Raw genomic sequence first — 16,942 nt, forward strand, 5'->3', positions numbered from 1 at the left:
ACAAGGGACTAGCTGGACGACGCCTTGTCCTCGTTCGGCAGCGGGGTGCCGGTGGCGGACTCGTCCGTCGGCACGTCGCCGCGCTCCAGGGCCTTGCCCCGGCGCACGGACGTCAGCAGCAGCTGCGCCACGTCGACGACCTCGACGTGCGAGCCCGCCGCGCCCTCGTTCTGCCGCGCCGTCACACCATCGGTCAACATGACCCGGCAGAACGGGCAGCCCGTCGCGATCTTCGACGGCGCGGTGCCCAGCGCCTCGTCCACCCGGTCGAGGTTGATGCGCTTGCCGATCCGCTCCTCCATCCACATGCGGGCGCCACCGGCGCCGCAGCACATGGAGCGGTCGCCGTGGCGCGGCATCTCCCGCAGCGTCGCACCCGAAGCGCCGACCAGCTCGCGCGGCGCCTCGTAGATCTTGTTGTGCCGGCCCAGGTAGCACGGGTCGTGGTAGGTGATGTCCTCCGCGACCTCCGCCACCGGCACCAGCCTCCGCTCGCGCACCAGCTTGTTGAGCAACTGCGTGTGGTGCACGACCTCGAACGTGCCGCCCACCTGCGGGTACTCGTTGGCCAGCGTGTTGAAGCAGTGCGCGCACGTCACGACGATCTTGCGCTGACCCGGTCCGCGACCGTCGAAGACCGTGTTCAGCACCTCGACGTTCTGCTGCGCCAGCATCTGGAACAGGAACTCGTTGCCCGCGCGCCGCGCCGGGTCGCCGGTGCAGGTCTCCTCCGGCCCCAGCACGGTGTACTTGACGTCCGCGGTGTGCAGCAGCTCGGCCACCGCCCGGGTGGTCTTCTTCGCCCGGTCCTCGAACGCGCCCGCGCAGCCGACCCAGAACAGGTACTCGGCGTCACCCAGCTCGCCGTCGAACACCGGCACGTCGAAGTCCAGGCCTTCGGTCCACGCCAGGCGGTCCTTGGCGTTCTGGCCCCACGGGTTGCCCTTGTTCTCCAGGTTCTTGAACATGCCGCCCAGCTCGGACGGGAAGTTCGACTCGATCAGCACCTGGTAGCGGCGCATGTCGACGATGTGGTCGACGTGCTCGATGTCCACCGGGCACTGCTCGACGCACGCGCCGCACGAGGTGCAGGACCACAGCACCTCGGGGTCGATGACGCCCAGCTCGTCCGCGCTGCCGACCAGCGGGCGCTCCGACTCGGCCATCGCCAGCACGTCGATCGATTCGAGGCGCTTCTTGTAGTCCTCGTACTTGTCGCCGGTCAGGCCGACCTCGTCGCCCGCCATGTCCTTGCTGCCGCCGGCGAGCAGGTACGGGGCCTTGGCGTAGGCGTGGTCGCGGAGCTGGGTGATGAGGAGCTTCGGGGACAGCGGCTTGCCGGTGTTCCACGCCGGGCACTGGGACTGGCAGCGACCGCACTCGGTGCAGGTGCTGAAGTCCAGCCAGCCCTTCCAGGAGAAGTCCTCGACCTTGCCGACGCCGAACACGTCCTTGTCGGGGTCGGCTTCCTCCAGGTCGAGGACCTTGCCGCCGCTCATCATCGGCTTCAGCGCGCCGAGCGCGACGCCGCCGTCGTCCTCGCGCTTGAAGTAGATGTTGAAGAACGCGCTGAACCGGTGCCACGCGACGCCCATGGTCAGGTTCTTCGCCACCACGACCAGCCAGACCATGGCGGACAGCAGCTTGATGACCGCCATGATCGAGACCCAGTCCGGGTTCGAGGGCAGGATCTCGGCCAGCGGCGCGGTCACGAACGACGACCACAGCGGCGGGTCCTCCAGGCCGGAGGACTGCTTGAAGGCCTTCACGCCGATGATGCCGAGGCCCTCGATGATCACGACCGCTTCGACGAAGTACGCGGCCTTGAAGTCGGAGCCCGCGAACCGGGACAGCCGGTCGGCGCGGCGCGGGTGGTTGAGCTGGCGGATGACCGCCAGGGCCACACCGCCGGCCACGGTGCCGAGGCCGAGCAGTTCGACCAGCAGCGACCAGAGCGGCCAGGAGCCGATGATCGGCCAGTGGAAGCCGGGGTAGAAGACCTCGCCGTAGGCCTCGAACAGCGCCGCGGAGCCGATCAGGAAGCCCCACATCACCATCCAGTGCCAGGGCGCGACCTTGCGGAGCTTGGCCATCCTGGTGTGCGCGGCGAACTCCACGATCAGGGTGCGCATGCGGGGCACGAACGGCCCGTTGCGGGTCGCGTCGGGCTGCCCCAGTCGGATGATCCTGATCATCCGCAGGACACCGGCGACGAACAGGCCCCAGGCGTACACGCTGACGGCGACGCCGATGGCGCCGAGGGTGAGCTGGAGGGCTCCCATTGTGGTGGCGGCCTTTCTCGTCCGTTCTCCTGGAGCGGCAGCCTACGCCCGATTACTGACCGGTAACCACTTGGACGTGGCCGATCACATACGAGCGGTAGACTTGTGGGACGAACGTTCAACTTGTTGAGGTGGGCGCGTGCTCGTGTACCTGGCGCTGGCAGTGGCGATCATCGGCGAGGTCACCGCCACTGTCTCGCTCAAGTTGTCCGAGGGCTTCAGCAAGCCGATCCCGTCCGCGGTGGTCGTCGTGGGGTACGTGATCGCGTTCGGGGCGCTGGCGAAGGTGCTGCAACTCGGGATGCCGATCGGCGTGGCGTACGCGATCTGGTGCGCGTTCGGGATCGCGGCCGTCGCGGGGATCGGGGTCGTGCTGTTCAAGGAGCCGCTGAACGCCACCACGGTGGTCGGGCTGGTCCTCGTGATCGCCGGGGTGGTGGCCATCGAACTGGGCAGCGGTGCGGGCGCCTGACGGCCGGCGGGCGCGCGGCGACCGGCGTCGGCAGGCGATCCTCGAAGCCACGCTGAGGGTCGTCGAACGGGACGGCGTGGCCGGGGTGAGCCACCGGTCCGTGGCGCGCGAGGCGGGCGTGCCGCCGACGTCGCCCACCTACTACTACGCGACGCTGGACGACCTGCTGATCGCGACGCTGACGTGGTCGGCCGACCAGATGGCCACCAGCTTCCGCAGCGTGGACCTGACACCGGCGGCGGTGGCGCGGTTCATCGCGGACGCCGCCGGCGCGCACCGCGGGCGGACGCTCGCCGAGTACGAGCTGTACCTCCTGGCGGCCCGCCGACCCGAGTTGCGGCCGGCGGCGCGGCGGTGGATCTCGCTCATGGCTGACGTCGCCGGCCCGTGCGACCCGGTGGCGCTGCGCGCGCTCCTCGCGGGCCTCGACGGGCTGCTGATCCAGGCGTTGATCGCGGATTTCCCCCCAATGGCGCAGGATTTGGAGCCCGTTGTGTCCCTTCTGATGCCCGGCGGATGACCTTCACGCGGGACACTGGTGGCATGAGGTTCGCCGGTCGTGAGTCGTGGCAGGTGTCGCACGGGACGAGTCAGGCGGTCAACACCGCGCTGTTCATCCGCGACACGCTCGCGCTCTCGGTCGACACCGTGCCCGAACTACCCGGACTCGACCCGTCGGTGCCGGTGGTGGTGCCGTCGGGCGTCGACCGCGTCGCGGCGGCCGAGGAGTGGCTGGGCTGGTGGGCGGACGTGCTCGACCACGCCCGCGCCGACCTGCCGGGTGGCGCGCCGGACGACCCGGCCGGCGCGTCGTTGCAGATCCGACCGGGGCTGCGGACCGCCGTGCAGGCCCTCGGCGCGGCTGCGGTGGAGTACGGGCAGCGGCACGTGCAGTCGCGGGGCGCGCTGCCGATCGGCGAGGTCGTGCGCGGCGTGGAGGACCGGATCGGGCGGTACGTGAAGCCGTTCCGCCTGGTGATCACGGAGGTGCCCGTGCAGGGCTTGGTGTGGGAGCGGATGACCGAGACCCACGTGATCGCCTCGCAGCGCTTCCTCAGCGACCCGGCCCGCTCCGCCCCCGCCCTCCGCACCGTCGTCGAATCCCTCGCCTGACCCCACCCCCCAGTGAGTCCTACCCCCAGAACCCGTGAGTCCTACCTCCAGAACACCCGTGTCCTACGTTCAGAACCCCGCGAGTCGTCCGGCCGGGGCTGAGCTCGGGGGTAGGGCCAGCCCCCGTACGGGGTCGGGGGTCTTCCTGGTGTGGCGGCCGGCCGGGCCCGCCTACCTTGAACCTCGACAACAGTGAGGCTTGAGGGGGCAGTGGTGGTAAAGCGGATCGCGTTGGCGGCCGTCGTGGCGGTGGCGGCGGCGGTGGCGCTCACGTCGTGCGTGCAGCTCGTCCAGTCGGGCTTCGACGACCAGCACTCGGTGACCGGTCAGGTGACCGAGGTCCGGCTGCAGAACGGCGCGGGCGACGTCCTCGTCCGCAGCCGCGCCGGTGGTGGCGGCGGCGACACCGAGGTCCGGCGGCACGTCCGCTACCCCAAGGACAGGGAGAAGCCCGAGGGCGTCAGCCACCGCACGGAGGGTTCCACCCTGGTCCTCGACGGCTGCGGCCACAACTGCTCGGTGGACTACGAGGTCACGGTCCCCTCGAAGGACGTCCGGATCACCGGCACCAACGACTCCGGTGACGTCCGCCTCGAAGGCGTGGCCGAGGTCGAGGTCGAGATCGGTTCCGGCAACGCGACGGTGCGCGACGTCGCCGGCGTGGTCCGCGTCGACATCGGCTCGGGGGACCTGGACGTGGCCGGCGTCGGCGGCGACTCCCAGACCCTGATCCACTCCGGCAACGCCCGGCTGGCGGACATGCGCGGCGCGGTGACGGTCGACAGCAGCTCCGGTGACGTGGAGGTGCACACGGCCGCCGCGGTCTCGGTGCGCGCCGAGTCGGGCAGCGGCAACCTCACCGTCAAGGTCCCGAAGGGCGCCTACAAGGTGAACGTGGTCGCGGACAGCGGTGACCAGGAAGTCGAGATCACCGACGACCCGAGCGCCTCCGTCGAACTGGTCCTCCGCTCCGGCAGCGGCGACGTGACGCTGCGCGCCGCCTAGGCGTTCTGCTCGTACGCCGCCGGCAGCAACGCCTCCACCTCTCCGTACACCTCGTCCGCCCCGGTCAGCGACACCTTGTGGGTCGACTGGCCGGGGCCGCCCGCGTCAACCGGGCGCTGTCCGGCGCGGTCGTGAACCGCAGCCCCAGGTCGACCCGCGACGCCAACGCCCGCACCGCCGCGAACTGCCGTCCCCGCACGAACGGCACGCGAACATCGGCCGCAGCACGTCCCGCAGCCACGCCCAGACGGCCTTCCGGTCCACTGGATCGAGTGACGTCCCCTCGACCAGCGCGACCCATTCGCCCAGCGTGCGACCTGTGCACTCCTGCATCGACCGGGTGACGGCGACCGTCATGTCGGCAGGTGAGTCCACGCCACGAGTGTCCCGGATCACGCCGTCACGGGAACACCGGAACGCCCCCGGCCGTTGGACAGGCAGAAAGATTGAGCCGAGTGGACTCAAGTCCGCCGCAACTGGCAAACTTGAGCCGGTGCCGCTCAACGCGGGGCTCTCACACACGCACTACCAGGAGGAATCCAATGGCGCGAGCGGTCGGCATCGACCTTGGGACGACCAACTCCGTCGTCGCCGTTCTCGAGGGTGGCGAGCCGACGGTGATCGCCAACTCCGAAGGGTCGCGTACCACCCCGTCCATCGTGGCCTTCGCCAAGAACGGCGAAGTGCTCACCGGTCAGCCCGCCAAGAACCAGGCGGTGACCAACGTCGACCGCACCATCCGGTCCGTCAAGCGCCACATCGGCCTGGACTGGAAGACCGAGGACATCGACGGCAAGCAGTACACCCCCCAGGAGATCAGCGCGCGCGTGCTGATGAAGCTCAAGCGCGACGCCGAGGCGTACCTGGGCGAGGAGATCACCGACGCGGTGATCACCGTCCCGGCCTACTTCGAGGACTCGCAGCGCCAGGCCACCAAGGAGGCCGGCCAGATCGCGGGCCTCAACGTGCTGCGCATCGTCAACGAGCCCACCTCCGCCGCCCTGGCCTACGGCCTCGACAAGGGCGACAAGGAGCAGACCATCCTTGTCTTCGACCTCGGTGGCGGCACGTTCGACGTCTCGCTGCTCGAGCTGGCCGAGGGCGTGGTCGAGGTCAAGGCGACCTCCGGTGACAACCACCTCGGTGGCGACGACTGGGACCAGCGCATCGTCGACTGGCTGGTCGAGCGGTTCAAGCAGACCAACGGCATCGACCTGACCAAGGACAAGATGGCGTTGCAGCGCATCCGCGAGGCAGCCGAGAAGGCCAAGATCGAGCTGTCCAGCTCGAACAACGCCTCCATCAACCTGCCCTACATCACCGTGGACTCGGACAAGAACCCGCTGTTCATGGACGAGACGCTGTCGCGCGCCGAGTTCCAGCGCATCACCAACGACCTGCTGGAGCGCACCCGCGCGCCGTTCAACAACGTGATCAAGGACGCCGGCGTCAGCGTCGGCGACATCGACCACGTGGTGCTCGTGGGTGGCTCCACCCGCATGCCCGCGGTGGCCGAGCTGGTCAAGGAGCTGACCGGCGGCCGTGAGCCGAACAAGGGCGTCAACCCGGACGAGGTCGTCGCGATCGGCGCCGCCCTCCAGGCCGGTGTGCTGAAGGGCGAGGTCAAGGACGTCCTGCTGCTCGACGTCACCCCGCTGTCCCTGGGCATCGAGACCAAGGGCGGCGTGATGACCAAGCTCATCGAGCGGAACACGACGATCCCGACCAAGCGCTCGGAGATCTTCACCACCGCCGACGACAACCAGCCGTCCGTGCAGATCCAGGTCTTCCAGGGCGAGCGCGAGTTCGCCCGGGACAACAAGAAGCTCGGCATGTTCGAGCTGACCGGCCTGCCGCCCGCGCCGCGCGGCGTCCCGCAGATCGAGGTCACCTTCGACATCGACGCGAACGGCATCGTGCACGTGTCCGCGAAGGACATGGGCACGGGCAAGGAGCAGCGGATGACGATCACCGGCGGCTCCGCGCTGCCGAAGGACGACATCGACCGGATGATCAAGGACGCCGAGGCGCACGCCGAGGAGGACAAGCGCCGCCGCGACGAGGCCGAGGTCCGCAACCAGGCCGAGACGCTGGTCTACCAGACGGAGAAGGTCCTCAAGGAGAACGAGGACAAGATCCCGGCCGAGGTCAAGGAGAAGGTCACCGCGGCCGTCGCCGAGACCACCGAGGCGCTGAAGGGCGAGGACATCGCCAAGATCCGCGCCGCGGTGGAGAAGCTGGCCACGGAGTCCCAGGCCATCGGCCAGTCCCTGTACGCCAACGCGCCCACGGGCGACGCGGCCGGTGCCGCCGGTGGTGCGCCCACCGGTGACGCGCCCAAGGCCGACGACGTGGTGGACGCGGAGATCGTCGACGAGGACGAGAAGAAGTGACCCAGCCCGAGGAACAGCCCCACGTCGTGGTGCGCGACCGCAGGCGCGTCGACCCGGACACCGGTGAGATGCGCACCCCGTCCCCCGAGGACACGCCGGTCGAGTCGGACGCACAGTCTGGTGCGGAATCCGGTGCCGAGCCCGAGACCGAGTCCGTGTCGGGCTCGCTCTCGGAGCCCGGCGAGGCGCCCGGCCCGGCGGGTGGTGGCAAGCACTCCGCCCCCGACCTGGCGGAGCAGGCCGTGGCCGACGACCCGAGCGTCGAGCTGAAGTCGCAGCTCGACGAGCGGACCGCCGACCTCCAGCGGTTGACCGCGGAGTACGCCAACTACCGCAAGCGCGTCGACCGCGACCGCGAAGTCGTGATCAACACCGCCAAGGCGCAGGTGGCCGGCGAGCTGCTGTCCGTGCTGGACGACATCGAGCGGGCCGGCGCGCACGGTGACCTCACCGGCGCGTTCAAGGCGGTGGCCGACAAGCTGGTCGGCGCGCTGCACGGCACCGGCCTGGTGCCGTTCGGGCACGAGGGTGAGGAGTTCGACCCGTCCGTCCACGAGGCCGTGCAGCACAGCACGTCCCCGGACGTCAGCGGGCCGACCGTCACCGCCGTGCTCCGCCGCGGCTACCGGTTCGGCGAGCGCGTGCTGCGGCCCGCGCTGGTCGCGGTGACCGATCACGAACCGGCCGCCGAGCCCGTCGTCGAGTCCGCGGCCCAGCCGGTCGAGGAGCCCGCCGACGAGTCAGCGGCGACGTCCGCCGAGAAGTCCGCCGAGAAGTCCGCCGAAGAGCAGCACCAGCAGGGTTGATGAAGGGGGGCGGCGTCCGTGAGCGCTCGTGACTGGATCGAGAAGGACTTCTACCGCGAGCTGGGCGTCACCTCCGACGCCTCGGCCGACGACATCAAGAAGTCGTACCGGAAGTTGGCCCGGGAACTTCACCCCGACGCCAACCCCGGTGACGCCAAGGCCGAGACGCGGTTCAAAGCGGTGTCCGAGGCTTACGGCGTGCTGTCGGACACCTCGAAGCGCAAGCAGTACGACGAGGCCCGCCGCCTCTTCTCCGGAGGCGGCGGGTTCCCCGGCGGGTTCGGCACCGGCGGGTTCGACGTCGGCGACCTGTTCGGCCGTCAGGGCGGGCAGCCGCCCGGCGGCGCGGGCGGGCTCGGCGACCTGCTCGGCGGCCTGTTCAACCGCCGGGCCGGGGCGTCCGCGTCGGCGACCAGACCGCGACGCGGCGAAGACGTCGAAACCGACGTGCGGATCGACTTCACCGAGGCCGTCAAGGGCGCGACCGTGCCCATGCGCCTGTCCAGCCCGGCGGCGTGCGGCACCTGTTCGGGTTCCGGCGCACGTCCCGGCACGACGGCGCGGACCTGCGCGAACTGCGGTGGCGCCGGCCTGGTGACCCGCAGCCAGGGTGCGTTCGCGTTCTCCGAGCCGTGCACCGACTGCCGGGGCACCGGGCGGATCGTGGACGACCCGTGCCCGGAGTGCGGCGGCGACGGCGTGAGCACGAAGAGCCGCACGCTGACCATCCGCATCCCCTCGGGCGTGGACGACGGTCAGCGGATCAGGCTGGCCGGGCAGGGTGAACCGGGGCGCAACAACGGGCCGAACGGCGACCTGTTCGTGCGCGTCCACGTCAACCCGCACCCGCTGTTCGGGCGGTCGGGCAACGACCTGACCCTGAACGTGCCGGTGACCTTCCCCGAGCTGGCGCTCGGCACGACGTTGACCGTGCCCACGCTTGAGGGCAAGGTGACCTTGAAGGTTCCCGCGGGCACGGCCAGTGGCCGGGTGCTGCGGGCCAAGGCGAAGGGCATCGCCAAGCGCGACGGCCAGGTCGGCGACCTGCTCATCACGCTGACCGTGGCGGTGCCGAACAACATGGACGCCGCTGCCCGGGAGGCGTTGGAGAACTACGCGTCGGCGACGGCGGAGCACGACCCGCGCGCCGAGCTCAACGCCCTGTTGGAGAAGAGGTCGGTGTGAGCTTCCCGTTCCCGCCCGGCACCGACGAGGACACCCCGTTCTTCGTCATCTCCGTGGCGGCCCAGTTGTCCGGCCTGCACGCCCAGACCCTCCGGTCGTACGACCGGCTGGGTCTGGTGTCGCCGGGCCGCACTTCCGGCGGTGGGCGTCGGTATTCGATGCGGGACATCGTGCTGCTGCGGGAGGTGCAGCGCCTCTCCCAGGAGGACGGCGTGAACCTCGCCGGCATCAAGCGGATCATCGAGCTGGAGAACGAGGTCGGCGCGCTGCGGACGCAGGTGAACGAGCTGGCCGAACAGCTCGCGTCCGCCATGGCCGCCGCCGAGCACGCCGCCGCGTCCGTCCACGCGTCGTACCGCCGCGACCTGGTCCCCGTGCGCCACGAGACGGCACTGGTGGTCTGGAAACCGAACTCCAAGCGCTGAGCGGAGGCGTCGCCCAATGGGGTGATCATGGCCGAAATATGTACGGAAACACCGTTCCCGTTACTCGGTTAAACCATGAGGAACCCCGCGACGCGAAACCCCCGGCCACACTGGAGCCCGTGGACTACGTCTTCGTGCACGGCACCACCCAGTCGCCCGCCGCCTGGCGCCCCGTACAAGACCTGCTCCACCGCCGCGGCCACCGCACGGTCGCCGTGGACCTGCCCACCGACCAGCCCGAGCTGCGCGCCGTCGACTACGCGGCGATCGCCCGTGCGCAGGCAGGCGACATGCTCGCGCCCGTCCTGGTCGGCCACTCCGGCGCCGGCCTGGTGATGCCCGCCATCGCCCGCGCCCTCGCCGCGTCCCACCTGGCCTGGATCGCTGCGATGATCCCCGGCCCGATGTGCCTGGCCGACGAGCTCGCCGCCGACACCGGTGAGATGTTCAACCCGGAGTGGCGCGCCCTCACCGACCCACCCACCGCCGACCCGGTGGTCGCCTCGCACTTCCTGTTCCACGACTGCGACCTGGCCGGGGTGCGTGCCGGCCTGCGGTCCCTCCGCCTGTTCTACCCCGCCGCGACGTACCGCGAGGTGCACGAGCTGCCGGACCTCCCGTCCACCTACGTCCTCCCCCGCGAAGACCGCACCCTCCGCCCGTCCTGGATGCGCCGTGCGGCGCGGGAACGGCTCGGGGTCGAGGCGATCGAGGTCGACGGCGGCCACTGCCCGCAGACCAGCAGGCCCGATACCCTGGCGGCGGTGCTCGGCGCGGCGTGGTCGGGACCGGTCTGAACCCGCGTCGCTGGCTGAACCCGCGTCCCGGCTGAACCCGCGTCCCGGCTGAACCCGGGTCCCGCCTGAACGCGCGGCTCGCCTGAATACGCGCGACGGACGGCACGGCTCGCCGGGACCCTGGACGCCTGGACGCGCGACCCTCGACGCCTGGACGCGCGACGCCCGGATCTTCGACACCTGGACCGTGCGACGCCGGAATGCGCGACGCCTGGACCGTGCGACGCCTGGACCGTGCGGCGCCTGGACCGTGCGGCGCCTGGACCGCGTGGCGGAACGGCCCGGCGTGGCTTGTGACACCGGCGTGCCGGGTCAACCGCAGCTGCCTGCGTGGCCAGGTCAGCCGAGGAGGAGCCTGCGTGGTCGGGTCAGTCCAGGGTGAAGGGGTCGTACTTGATCCGGTCCAGTGGCGTGCCGGCGACGAGCATCCGCGACACCGTCGCGCGGATCATCGACGGCGAGCCGCACACCAGCACGTCCCGTTCCTCCCACGCCCCGTAGCGCGTGACCACGTCGGCGAGGGTGCCCTGTTCGACACTTCGCGCCCCCGGGTCCGACTCCAGCACCGGCACGACGGTCAGCCAAGGATTGGTCATGGCGAACCGCTGGAGGTTGTCCAGGTCGTACAGGTCCTCCCGCGTCCGCCCACCCATGAACAGGTGCACGCGCGGGTTCTCGCCCCACTGCGCCATCTCGTCGATGATCGCGTGCATCGGCGCCACGCCGGTACCTCCGGCGACCATCAGCACGTCCCGCCCGCTCTTGCGGTCGACGCTCAGCCGGCCCATCGGCGGACCGATGCGCCACACGTCACCGGGCTGCGTGTGCCCGACGATCGACCGGCTCACCCACCCGCCTTCGACCGACCGGATGTGGAACTCGATGATGCCGTCGTCGCGCGGCGCGTTGGCGGGCGAGTAGTACCGCCACAGCCGCGCGCGTTGCGGCGTCTCCACGCTCACGTACTGACCGGCGTGGTACCCGACGGGGTGATCCGGCTGCAGCCGCACCACGGCCAGGTCCCAGCTCACCCGCTGGTGCTCCAGCACGGTCGCGTGCCAGAACGCGGGGCCGTCGTCGGCCGCCGCGGCCTCCTGCATGGCCCGCGCCATGATCGTGTACGCCTCGGCCCAGGCCATCTCGACCTGCGGCGTCCACGCCGGCCCGGCGAACTTCTTCACCGCCGACAGCAGCGCCATGCCGACCGACTCGTAGTGCACGTTGACGACACCGAACTTGCGGTGGTCGCGGCCGAGTTGGCGCAGGAACGGGATCAGGTCGTCCGGGCGGTCCACCATCTGCACGACGTGGACCAGTGCACGCAGCAGCCGGCTCCGCTGGACCTCCATGTTCGCGGGGAACATCTCACGGGTCTCAGGCGCGAGGCTGAAGAGCATGCCGTAGAAGAACTTCGCAACCTCGTCCGAGCGCGGCTCCACCACCGCGAAGCTCTCCCGGATCATCCGCACCATAGCGGTGACACCAGGAGGAGGTTCGCGGTGTGGGGGGCTCGGGATGGGGCTCAACACAGCGTTCGCAGTCATGGTCCGGGCGCAGTCTCCACGTTTCTGGCGGCGCCAGCAAGGGCGCTACGTCCTCGTCAAGCTTCCATCCCCGACGAGGGGACACTAACCCGCCAACTGGCCGGTCGGCTCCTTGATGCCACCTTCGAGTGCAGTGTGGTTACAGACGGTCACATGTTGCTCCTGCGGAAGAGTGGGCATTCCCCTCCACGTATACCTAACTCGCTGCTCGGAGCCCACTCCCCGGTGAACGGCCTGCCCACGCACCGCGCACGAACCCGCACACGCACCGCGTTTCGAACCGCTTCCGTCAGCCCTTCGGACGTCCCGGTGGAGAGGCACGTCCCGCCGTCGGCACGCGACGGCGGGACGTTTCACCCCAGTGGCGGCCGGCGGACCGGCGAAGTGCGGGCTGCCGCACCGGCCTGTGGATGCTCACCTGCGGATTGTGGACAACTCAGGCACCGGTGTGGACAACCGGTTGCGACATGTGGGTGACGTGCGTCAGGAGAGCGCGGCACGCTCCGCTGCGCTGAGTTCGACGCAGAACTCGTTGCCCTCCGGATCGGCCAGCACGACCCACCCGCGACCGTTGGGCCGGCGCTGGTCGTCGACCAGGGTCGCCCCGATCCCGAGCAGCCGCTCCACTTCGGCATCCCGAGTGGTGTCGGCCTGGAGGTCGAGGTGAACCCGGTTCTTGACGGTCTTGCCCTCGGGGACCTCGATGAACAGCAGCCCCGGCCCTTCCGCCAGTTCGATGAGGACTTCGGGGTCGCCCGGCTGGTCTTCGTCGCTCATCGGCCGACCGGTGACCTGGCTCCAGAACGCCGCCAGGGCGTACGCGTCCCCGCAGTCGACCGTGATGTGGTGCACAAGTGAACTCATGCACCGATCCTCATGGGTGAGCCCGGTCCGCTGCACCCGCGTTTCCCGGCCGCCGCCCCGGTTGCCAGGCGGTGGCCCACGCCACACACTTCCACCGGGTTGAGCGGAACTGACTCAACTTTTCTGACGTTGAGCGGGATGATGGCTGGTGCCGAACACCGGCCGACGCGCGCACGAACACCGACCGAGGTGAGGAATGGACGCTTTCAACCCGACCACGAAGACCCAGCAGGCCGTGTCGGCCGCCGTGCAGGCGGCGACCATCGCGGGCAATCCCGACGTCGGCCCGGTCCACCTCCTCGGCGCCCTCCTGGCCCAGGGCGACGGCCTGACCGCGCCCCTCCTGTCCGCCGTCGGCGCGGACCCGACCCAGGTGCACAAGGAACTGGACCAGATCGCCAGGGGCCTGCCCGCGGCCAGCGGGTCCTCCGTGTCCGCGCCCCAGTTCTCCCGCGACGCGGCCCGGGTGCTGGGCAAGGCGCAGGAACTCGCCACCGAGATGGGTGACGAGTACGTGTCCACCGAGCACCTGCTCGTCGGCCTCTCCCACCACGGCGGTCAGATCGCCGACCTGCTGCGCCGCCACGGCGCGACCCCCGAATCCCTCAAGGAGGCGTTCGGCAAGGTCCGCGGCTCGGCGCGGGTCACCAGCCCCGACCCGGAGAGCACCTACAAGGCGCTGGAGAAGTACGGCGTCGACCTGACCGAACGCGCCCGCAAGGGCGAACTGGACCCGGTCATCGGCCGGAACACCGAGATCCGCCGCGTCGTGCAGGTCCTCTCCCGCCGCACGAAGAACAACCCCGTGCTGATCGGCGAGCCCGGCGTCGGCAAGACCGCCATCGTCGAGGGCCTGGCCCAGCGGATCATCGCGGGCGACGTGCCCGAGAGCCTTCGCGGCAAGAAGGTCGTCGCGCTGGACCTCGGCTCGATGGTGGCGGGCGCGAAGTACCGGGGCGAGTTCGAGGAACGCCTGAAGGCCGTGCTGAAGGAGATCACCGACTCGGCCGGCCAGGTCGTCACGTTCATCGACGAGCTGCACACGATCGTCGGCGCGGGCGCGACCGGCGAGTCCGCGATGGACGCGGGCAACATGATCAAGCCGATGCTGGCCCGCGGCGAGCTGCGGATGGTCGGCGCGACCACGTTGGACGAGTACCGCGAGCACATCGAGAAGGACGCCGCCCTGGAGCGCCGCTTCCAGCAGGTCTTCGTCGGCGAGCCGTCCGTCGAGGACACCATCGGCATCCTCCGCGGCCTGAAGGACCGGTACGAGGTGCACCACGGCGTGCGCATCACCGACGCCGCCCTGGTCGCCGCCGCCACCCTCTCCGACCGGTACATCACCGCCCGCTTCCTCCCGGACAAGGCGATCGACCTGGTGGACGAGTCGGCGTCCCGGCTGCGCATGGAGATCGACTCCCGGCCGGTCGAGATCGACGAGGTCGAACGCGCGGTGCGCCGGCTGGAGATCGAGGAGATGGCGCTGGCCAAGGAGTCGGACGCGGCCTCGGTGGAACGCCTCGCCGCGCTGCGCGCCGAGCTGGCCGAGCAGCGCGAGACGCTGGCCGGCCTGACCGCGCGCTGGCAGAACGAGAAGGGCTCGATCGAGAAGGTCCGCGACCTGAAGGAGCAGTTGGAGCAGCTGCGCGGCGAGTCGGAGCGGGCCGAGCGGGACGGTGACCTCGGCCGGGCCGCCGAGCTGCGGTACGGGCGCATCCCGGCGTTGGAGAAGGAGCTGGAGGCGGCCACCCGCACCACGCAGGACGCCGCCGTGATGCTGAAGGAGGAGGTCGGCCCGGACGACGTGGCCGACGTGGTCTCCGCGTGGACGGGCATCCCGGCGGGCCGGCTGCTGGAAGGCGAGACGGCGAAGCTGCTGCGCATGGAGGACGAGCTGGCCAAGCGCGTGGTCGGCCAGGCCGAGGCGGTGCGGGTGGTGTCGGACGCGGTCCGGCGGACGCGCGCGGGCGTGGCGGACCCGGACCGGCCGACCGGCTCGTTCCTGTTCCTCGGCCCGACGGGCGTCGGCAAGACGGAGCTGGCCAAGGCGCTGGCGGAGTTCCTGTTCGACGACGAGCGGGCGATGATCCGGATCGACATGAGCGAGTACTCCGAGAAGCACTCGGTGGCCCGGCTCGTCGGCGCGCCCCCCGGTTACGTCGGGTACGACCAGGGCGGTCAGCTGACCGAGTCGGTGCGCCGCCGCCCGTACTCGGTGGTGCTGCTGGACGAGGTCGAGAAGGCCCACCCGGACGTGTTCGACGTGCTGCTCCAGGTGTTGGACGACGGCAGGCTCACCGACGGCCAGGGCCGCACGGTCGACTTCCGCAACACGATCCTGGTGCTGACGTCGAACCTCGGGTCGCACGCCATAGCGGACGCCAACCTGGACGAGCGGCAGCGCGTCGACGCGGTGATGTCGGTGGTCCGGACCCACTTCAAGCCGGAGTTCCTGAACCGGCTGGACGACGTGGTGGTGTTCCGCTCGCTGGCCACCGAGGAGTTGACGTCGATCGTGGAGATCCAGGTCGAGCGCCTCGCCCGCCGCCTGGCGCAGCGCAGGCTGACCCTGGAGGTCACCCCGGCGGCGCGCGAGTGGTTGGCGTTGAACGGGTTCGACCCGGTGTACGGGGCGCGGCCGTTGCGGCGGCTGGTGCAGTCGTCGATCGGTGATCAGCTCGCGAAGGAGTTGCTGGCCGGTGACGTGCGGGACGGTGACGCGGTGCGGGTCGACGTGCTGGACGACCAGTCCGGCCTGATCGTCGGCCGGGTGTGAGGTCGGGGCGCGTCCCGGGCCGTGATCGAAGGCCGTGATCGAAGGCCTCGCTCGGAGGCGGTGATCGGCGGATACGGTGTCGGCCATGAGCGTGGATGGCTGGTTGGCCGACACCCGAACGTCCTACGACACGGTCGCGGACAGCTATGCCGACATGCTGCGCGACGGCCTGGGCCGGTACCCGCACCTGAGGTCGGCCCTGGCGTTGTTCGCCGAGGTGGTGGAGGCGGCCGGTGGTGGGCCGGTGGCGGACGTGGGCTGCGGTCCCGGGCACGTCACCGCGCACCTGCGCGGGCTGGGGGTTGACGCCTTCGGCATCGACCTGTCGCCGGGGATGATCGCGGCGGCTCGGCGTGACCACCCCGACCTGCGGTTCGAGGTCGGTTCGATGACGGACCTGGACCTCGCCGACGAATCGGTGGCGGGCCTGCTCGCGTGGTGGTCGTTGATCCACGTGCCGGACGACGAGGTCCCGACGGCGCTCGGGCACTTCCGGCGCGCGCTGCGTCCCGGCGGGCCGCTGCTGCTCGGGTTCCACGTCGGCGACGGGTCGAACCTGAAGACGGAGGGCTACGGCGGCCTCCCGATGAACGTCCACGTTCACCGCCGCCGGCCCGAACCGGTGAGCGCGTGGCTGCGCGACGCCGGGTTCGCCGTGGAGGCCCAGACGCTGCTCGACCCGGACGAGGCCAAACCGTCCGCGATCATCTTCGCGCGCCGACTCGCGTAGGGCCGGCCGGTCGCCGGCTGCCGGCTGACGGGCCAGTCGAAGGCGGCGTAGGCGGCTGGTGCCAGTCGGTTGACGTGGACGTTGTTGGTGAATTCCTCGAAGACGTCGCACTGGGCCGTTCGGGTCACCGTGCGGAAGGCGTTCCAGCCGACGAGGCGCGGCGGGTCGGGCATGGGTGTCCGGGGCGGGGTCGGGATGATCGGCCACCGGTGTCGCTGTGGCCGGAAGGGGAGGCCGACGACGCGGCACTTCCATTGCTGCAAGCGGAGTTTGACCGGCGACGGCATGCGGTGGCGCGCACGGGGTGTCGACCGGCTCAGCATCCGGATCAGGAGGTCGAGGGCCCAGACGACGGGTCGGCGGAGGGCCGGGATGGGCACGATTTCCGGCGTGAAGGCCGCGGTTGTCATGTGTCAATGGTCGAACTGGCGTTCGACGCCGGCAAGATCCCCTTCGAGTGATCACCAAGGGGGGAGAAAATCGACCCTTTTGGCCGGTGGGGCGAGGGAACCGAAGAGGGTGAACGCGCGTCGCACTCGGAGCGGCT

General features: G+C 70.5%; 16 protein-coding genes. 12 read left to right on the plus strand and 4 right to left on the minus strand.

The features are described 5' to 3' along the window. Nucleotides 1-8: 8 nt before the first annotated feature. Nucleotides 9-2,282, minus strand: coding sequence for a (Fe-S)-binding protein (locus tag OQ02_RS01990; protein ID WP_033436415.1), 2,274 nt, complete (start codon nucleotides 2,280-2,282; stop codon nucleotides 9-11). A gap of 139 nt (nucleotides 2,283-2,421) precedes the next feature. Between OQ02_RS01990 and OQ02_RS01995 the strand changes: the two genes are divergently transcribed. From OQ02_RS01995 to OQ02_RS02010, 4 genes are all read left to right on the plus strand, one after another. Further along, nucleotides 2,422-2,754 carry a DMT family transporter gene (locus tag OQ02_RS01995; protein WP_033436416.1) on the plus strand — a complete coding sequence of 111 codons (333 nt, stop codon included), beginning with the start codon at nucleotides 2,422-2,424 and terminating at the stop codon, nucleotides 2,752-2,754. Continuing rightward, a complete protein-coding gene (locus tag OQ02_RS02000) occupies nucleotides 2,741-3,274 on the plus strand; it encodes a TetR/AcrR family transcriptional regulator (protein ID WP_033436417.1) in 534 nt (177 codons plus the stop codon). Before OQ02_RS01995 ends, OQ02_RS02000 begins: the two co-directional genes overlap by 14 nt. Before the next feature lie 23 nt (nucleotides 3,275-3,297). Beyond that, nucleotides 3,298-3,867, plus strand: a complete 570-nt coding sequence (locus OQ02_RS02005) for a hypothetical protein (protein ID WP_033436418.1) — start codon at nucleotides 3,298-3,300, stop codon at nucleotides 3,865-3,867. A 213-nt stretch (nucleotides 3,868-4,080) separates the two neighbouring features. Next, on the plus strand, nucleotides 4,081-4,872 hold the full coding sequence (locus tag OQ02_RS02010) for a DUF4097 family beta strand repeat-containing protein (RefSeq protein WP_197043194.1): 792 nt from the start codon (nucleotides 4,081-4,083) through the stop codon (nucleotides 4,870-4,872). Between the two features lie 105 nt (nucleotides 4,873-4,977). Here the strand turns inward: OQ02_RS02010 and OQ02_RS43520 are convergent, their stop codons facing one another. After that, nucleotides 4,978-5,247: a hypothetical protein gene (locus tag OQ02_RS43520; RefSeq protein ID WP_197043195.1), complete on the minus strand. Its 270-nt coding sequence runs from the start codon at nucleotides 5,245-5,247 to the stop codon at nucleotides 4,978-4,980. Nucleotides 5,248-5,414: 167 nt separating this feature from the next. Here OQ02_RS43520 and dnaK point away from each other — a divergent pair, with 167 nt between their 5' ends. The 5 genes from dnaK (at nucleotide 5,415) to OQ02_RS02035 (ending at nucleotide 10,478) form a co-directional block, all read left to right on the plus strand. Beyond that, a complete protein-coding gene (gene dnaK, locus OQ02_RS02015; protein WP_033436419.1) occupies nucleotides 5,415-7,265 on the plus strand; it encodes a molecular chaperone DnaK in 1,851 nt (616 codons plus the stop codon). Then, nucleotides 7,262-8,071, plus strand: coding sequence for a nucleotide exchange factor GrpE (gene grpE, locus OQ02_RS02020; protein WP_033436420.1), 810 nt, complete (start codon nucleotides 7,262-7,264; stop codon nucleotides 8,069-8,071). Before dnaK ends, grpE begins: the two co-directional genes overlap by 4 nt. A gap of 18 nt (nucleotides 8,072-8,089) precedes the next feature. Then, nucleotides 8,090-9,256 carry a molecular chaperone DnaJ gene (gene dnaJ, locus OQ02_RS02025; RefSeq protein WP_033436421.1) on the plus strand — a complete coding sequence of 389 codons (1,167 nt, stop codon included), beginning with the start codon at nucleotides 8,090-8,092 and terminating at the stop codon, nucleotides 9,254-9,256. After that, nucleotides 9,253-9,681 carry a heat shock protein transcriptional repressor HspR gene (locus OQ02_RS02030; protein WP_033436422.1) on the plus strand — a complete coding sequence of 143 codons (429 nt, stop codon included), beginning with the start codon at nucleotides 9,253-9,255 and terminating at the stop codon, nucleotides 9,679-9,681. Before dnaJ ends, OQ02_RS02030 begins: the two co-directional genes overlap by 4 nt. A gap of 119 nt (nucleotides 9,682-9,800) precedes the next feature. Beyond that, nucleotides 9,801-10,478 carry an alpha/beta fold hydrolase gene (locus OQ02_RS02035; RefSeq protein WP_033436423.1) on the plus strand — a complete coding sequence of 226 codons (678 nt, stop codon included), beginning with the start codon at nucleotides 9,801-9,803 and terminating at the stop codon, nucleotides 10,476-10,478. A 368-nt stretch (nucleotides 10,479-10,846) separates the two neighbouring features. On the opposite strand, the gene OQ02_RS02040 is transcribed toward OQ02_RS02035, so the two are convergent. Beyond that, nucleotides 10,847-11,950, minus strand: coding sequence for an FAD-binding oxidoreductase (locus OQ02_RS02040; RefSeq protein ID WP_033436424.1), 1,104 nt, complete (start codon nucleotides 11,948-11,950; stop codon nucleotides 10,847-10,849). A gap of 555 nt (nucleotides 11,951-12,505) precedes the next feature. Next, a complete protein-coding gene (locus tag OQ02_RS02045; RefSeq protein WP_033436425.1) occupies nucleotides 12,506-12,886 on the minus strand; it encodes a VOC family protein in 381 nt (126 codons plus the stop codon). Between the two features lie 196 nt (nucleotides 12,887-13,082). Here OQ02_RS02045 and clpB point away from each other — a divergent pair, with 196 nt between their 5' ends. The 3 genes from clpB (at nucleotide 13,083) to OQ02_RS43525 (ending at nucleotide 16,856) form a co-directional block, all read left to right on the plus strand. Beyond that, the gene (gene clpB / locus OQ02_RS02050; protein WP_033436426.1) at nucleotides 13,083-15,665 is read left to right on the plus strand and encodes an ATP-dependent chaperone ClpB; all 2,583 of its coding nucleotides are present in this window, start codon (nucleotides 13,083-13,085) and stop codon (nucleotides 15,663-15,665) included. A gap of 85 nt (nucleotides 15,666-15,750) precedes the next feature. Continuing rightward, on the plus strand, nucleotides 15,751-16,395 hold the full coding sequence (locus OQ02_RS02055) for a class I SAM-dependent DNA methyltransferase (RefSeq protein ID WP_033436427.1): 645 nt from the start codon (nucleotides 15,751-15,753) through the stop codon (nucleotides 16,393-16,395). A gap of 209 nt (nucleotides 16,396-16,604) precedes the next feature. After that, nucleotides 16,605-16,856: a hypothetical protein gene (locus OQ02_RS43525; RefSeq protein WP_156076838.1), complete on the plus strand. Its 252-nt coding sequence runs from the start codon at nucleotides 16,605-16,607 to the stop codon at nucleotides 16,854-16,856. The last annotated feature ends 86 nt before the right edge of the window (nucleotides 16,857-16,942 follow it).

It is taken from the genome of Saccharothrix sp. NRRL B-16314 (assembly GCF_000716595.1).
In the GTDB taxonomy this organism is placed as follows: Bacteria; Actinomycetota; Actinomycetes; order Mycobacteriales; family Pseudonocardiaceae; genus Actinosynnema.

Coding starts and splice junctions, on each gene's coding strand:
- dnaK (WP_033436419.1), top strand. CDS start 5,415: ATGGCGCGAGCGGTCGGCATCGACCTTGGGACGACCAACTCCGTCGTC.
- clpB (WP_033436426.1), top strand. CDS start 13,083: ATGGACGCTTTCAACCCGACCACGAAGACCCAGCAGGCCGTGTCGGCC.
- OQ02_RS02005 (WP_033436418.1), top strand. CDS start 3,298: ATGAGGTTCGCCGGTCGTGAGTCGTGGCAGGTGTCGCACGGGACGAGT.
- OQ02_RS02045 (WP_033436425.1), bottom strand. CDS start 12,886: ATGAGTTCACTTGTGCACCACATCACGGTCGACTGCGGGGACGCGTAC.
- OQ02_RS02040 (WP_033436424.1), bottom strand. CDS start 11,950: ATGGTGCGGATGATCCGGGAGAGCTTCGCGGTGGTGGAGCCGCGCTCG.
- OQ02_RS01990 (WP_033436415.1), bottom strand. CDS start 2,282: ATGGGAGCCCTCCAGCTCACCCTCGGCGCCATCGGCGTCGCCGTCAGC.
- OQ02_RS02055 (WP_033436427.1), top strand. CDS start 15,751: ATGAGCGTGGATGGCTGGTTGGCCGACACCCGAACGTCCTACGACACG.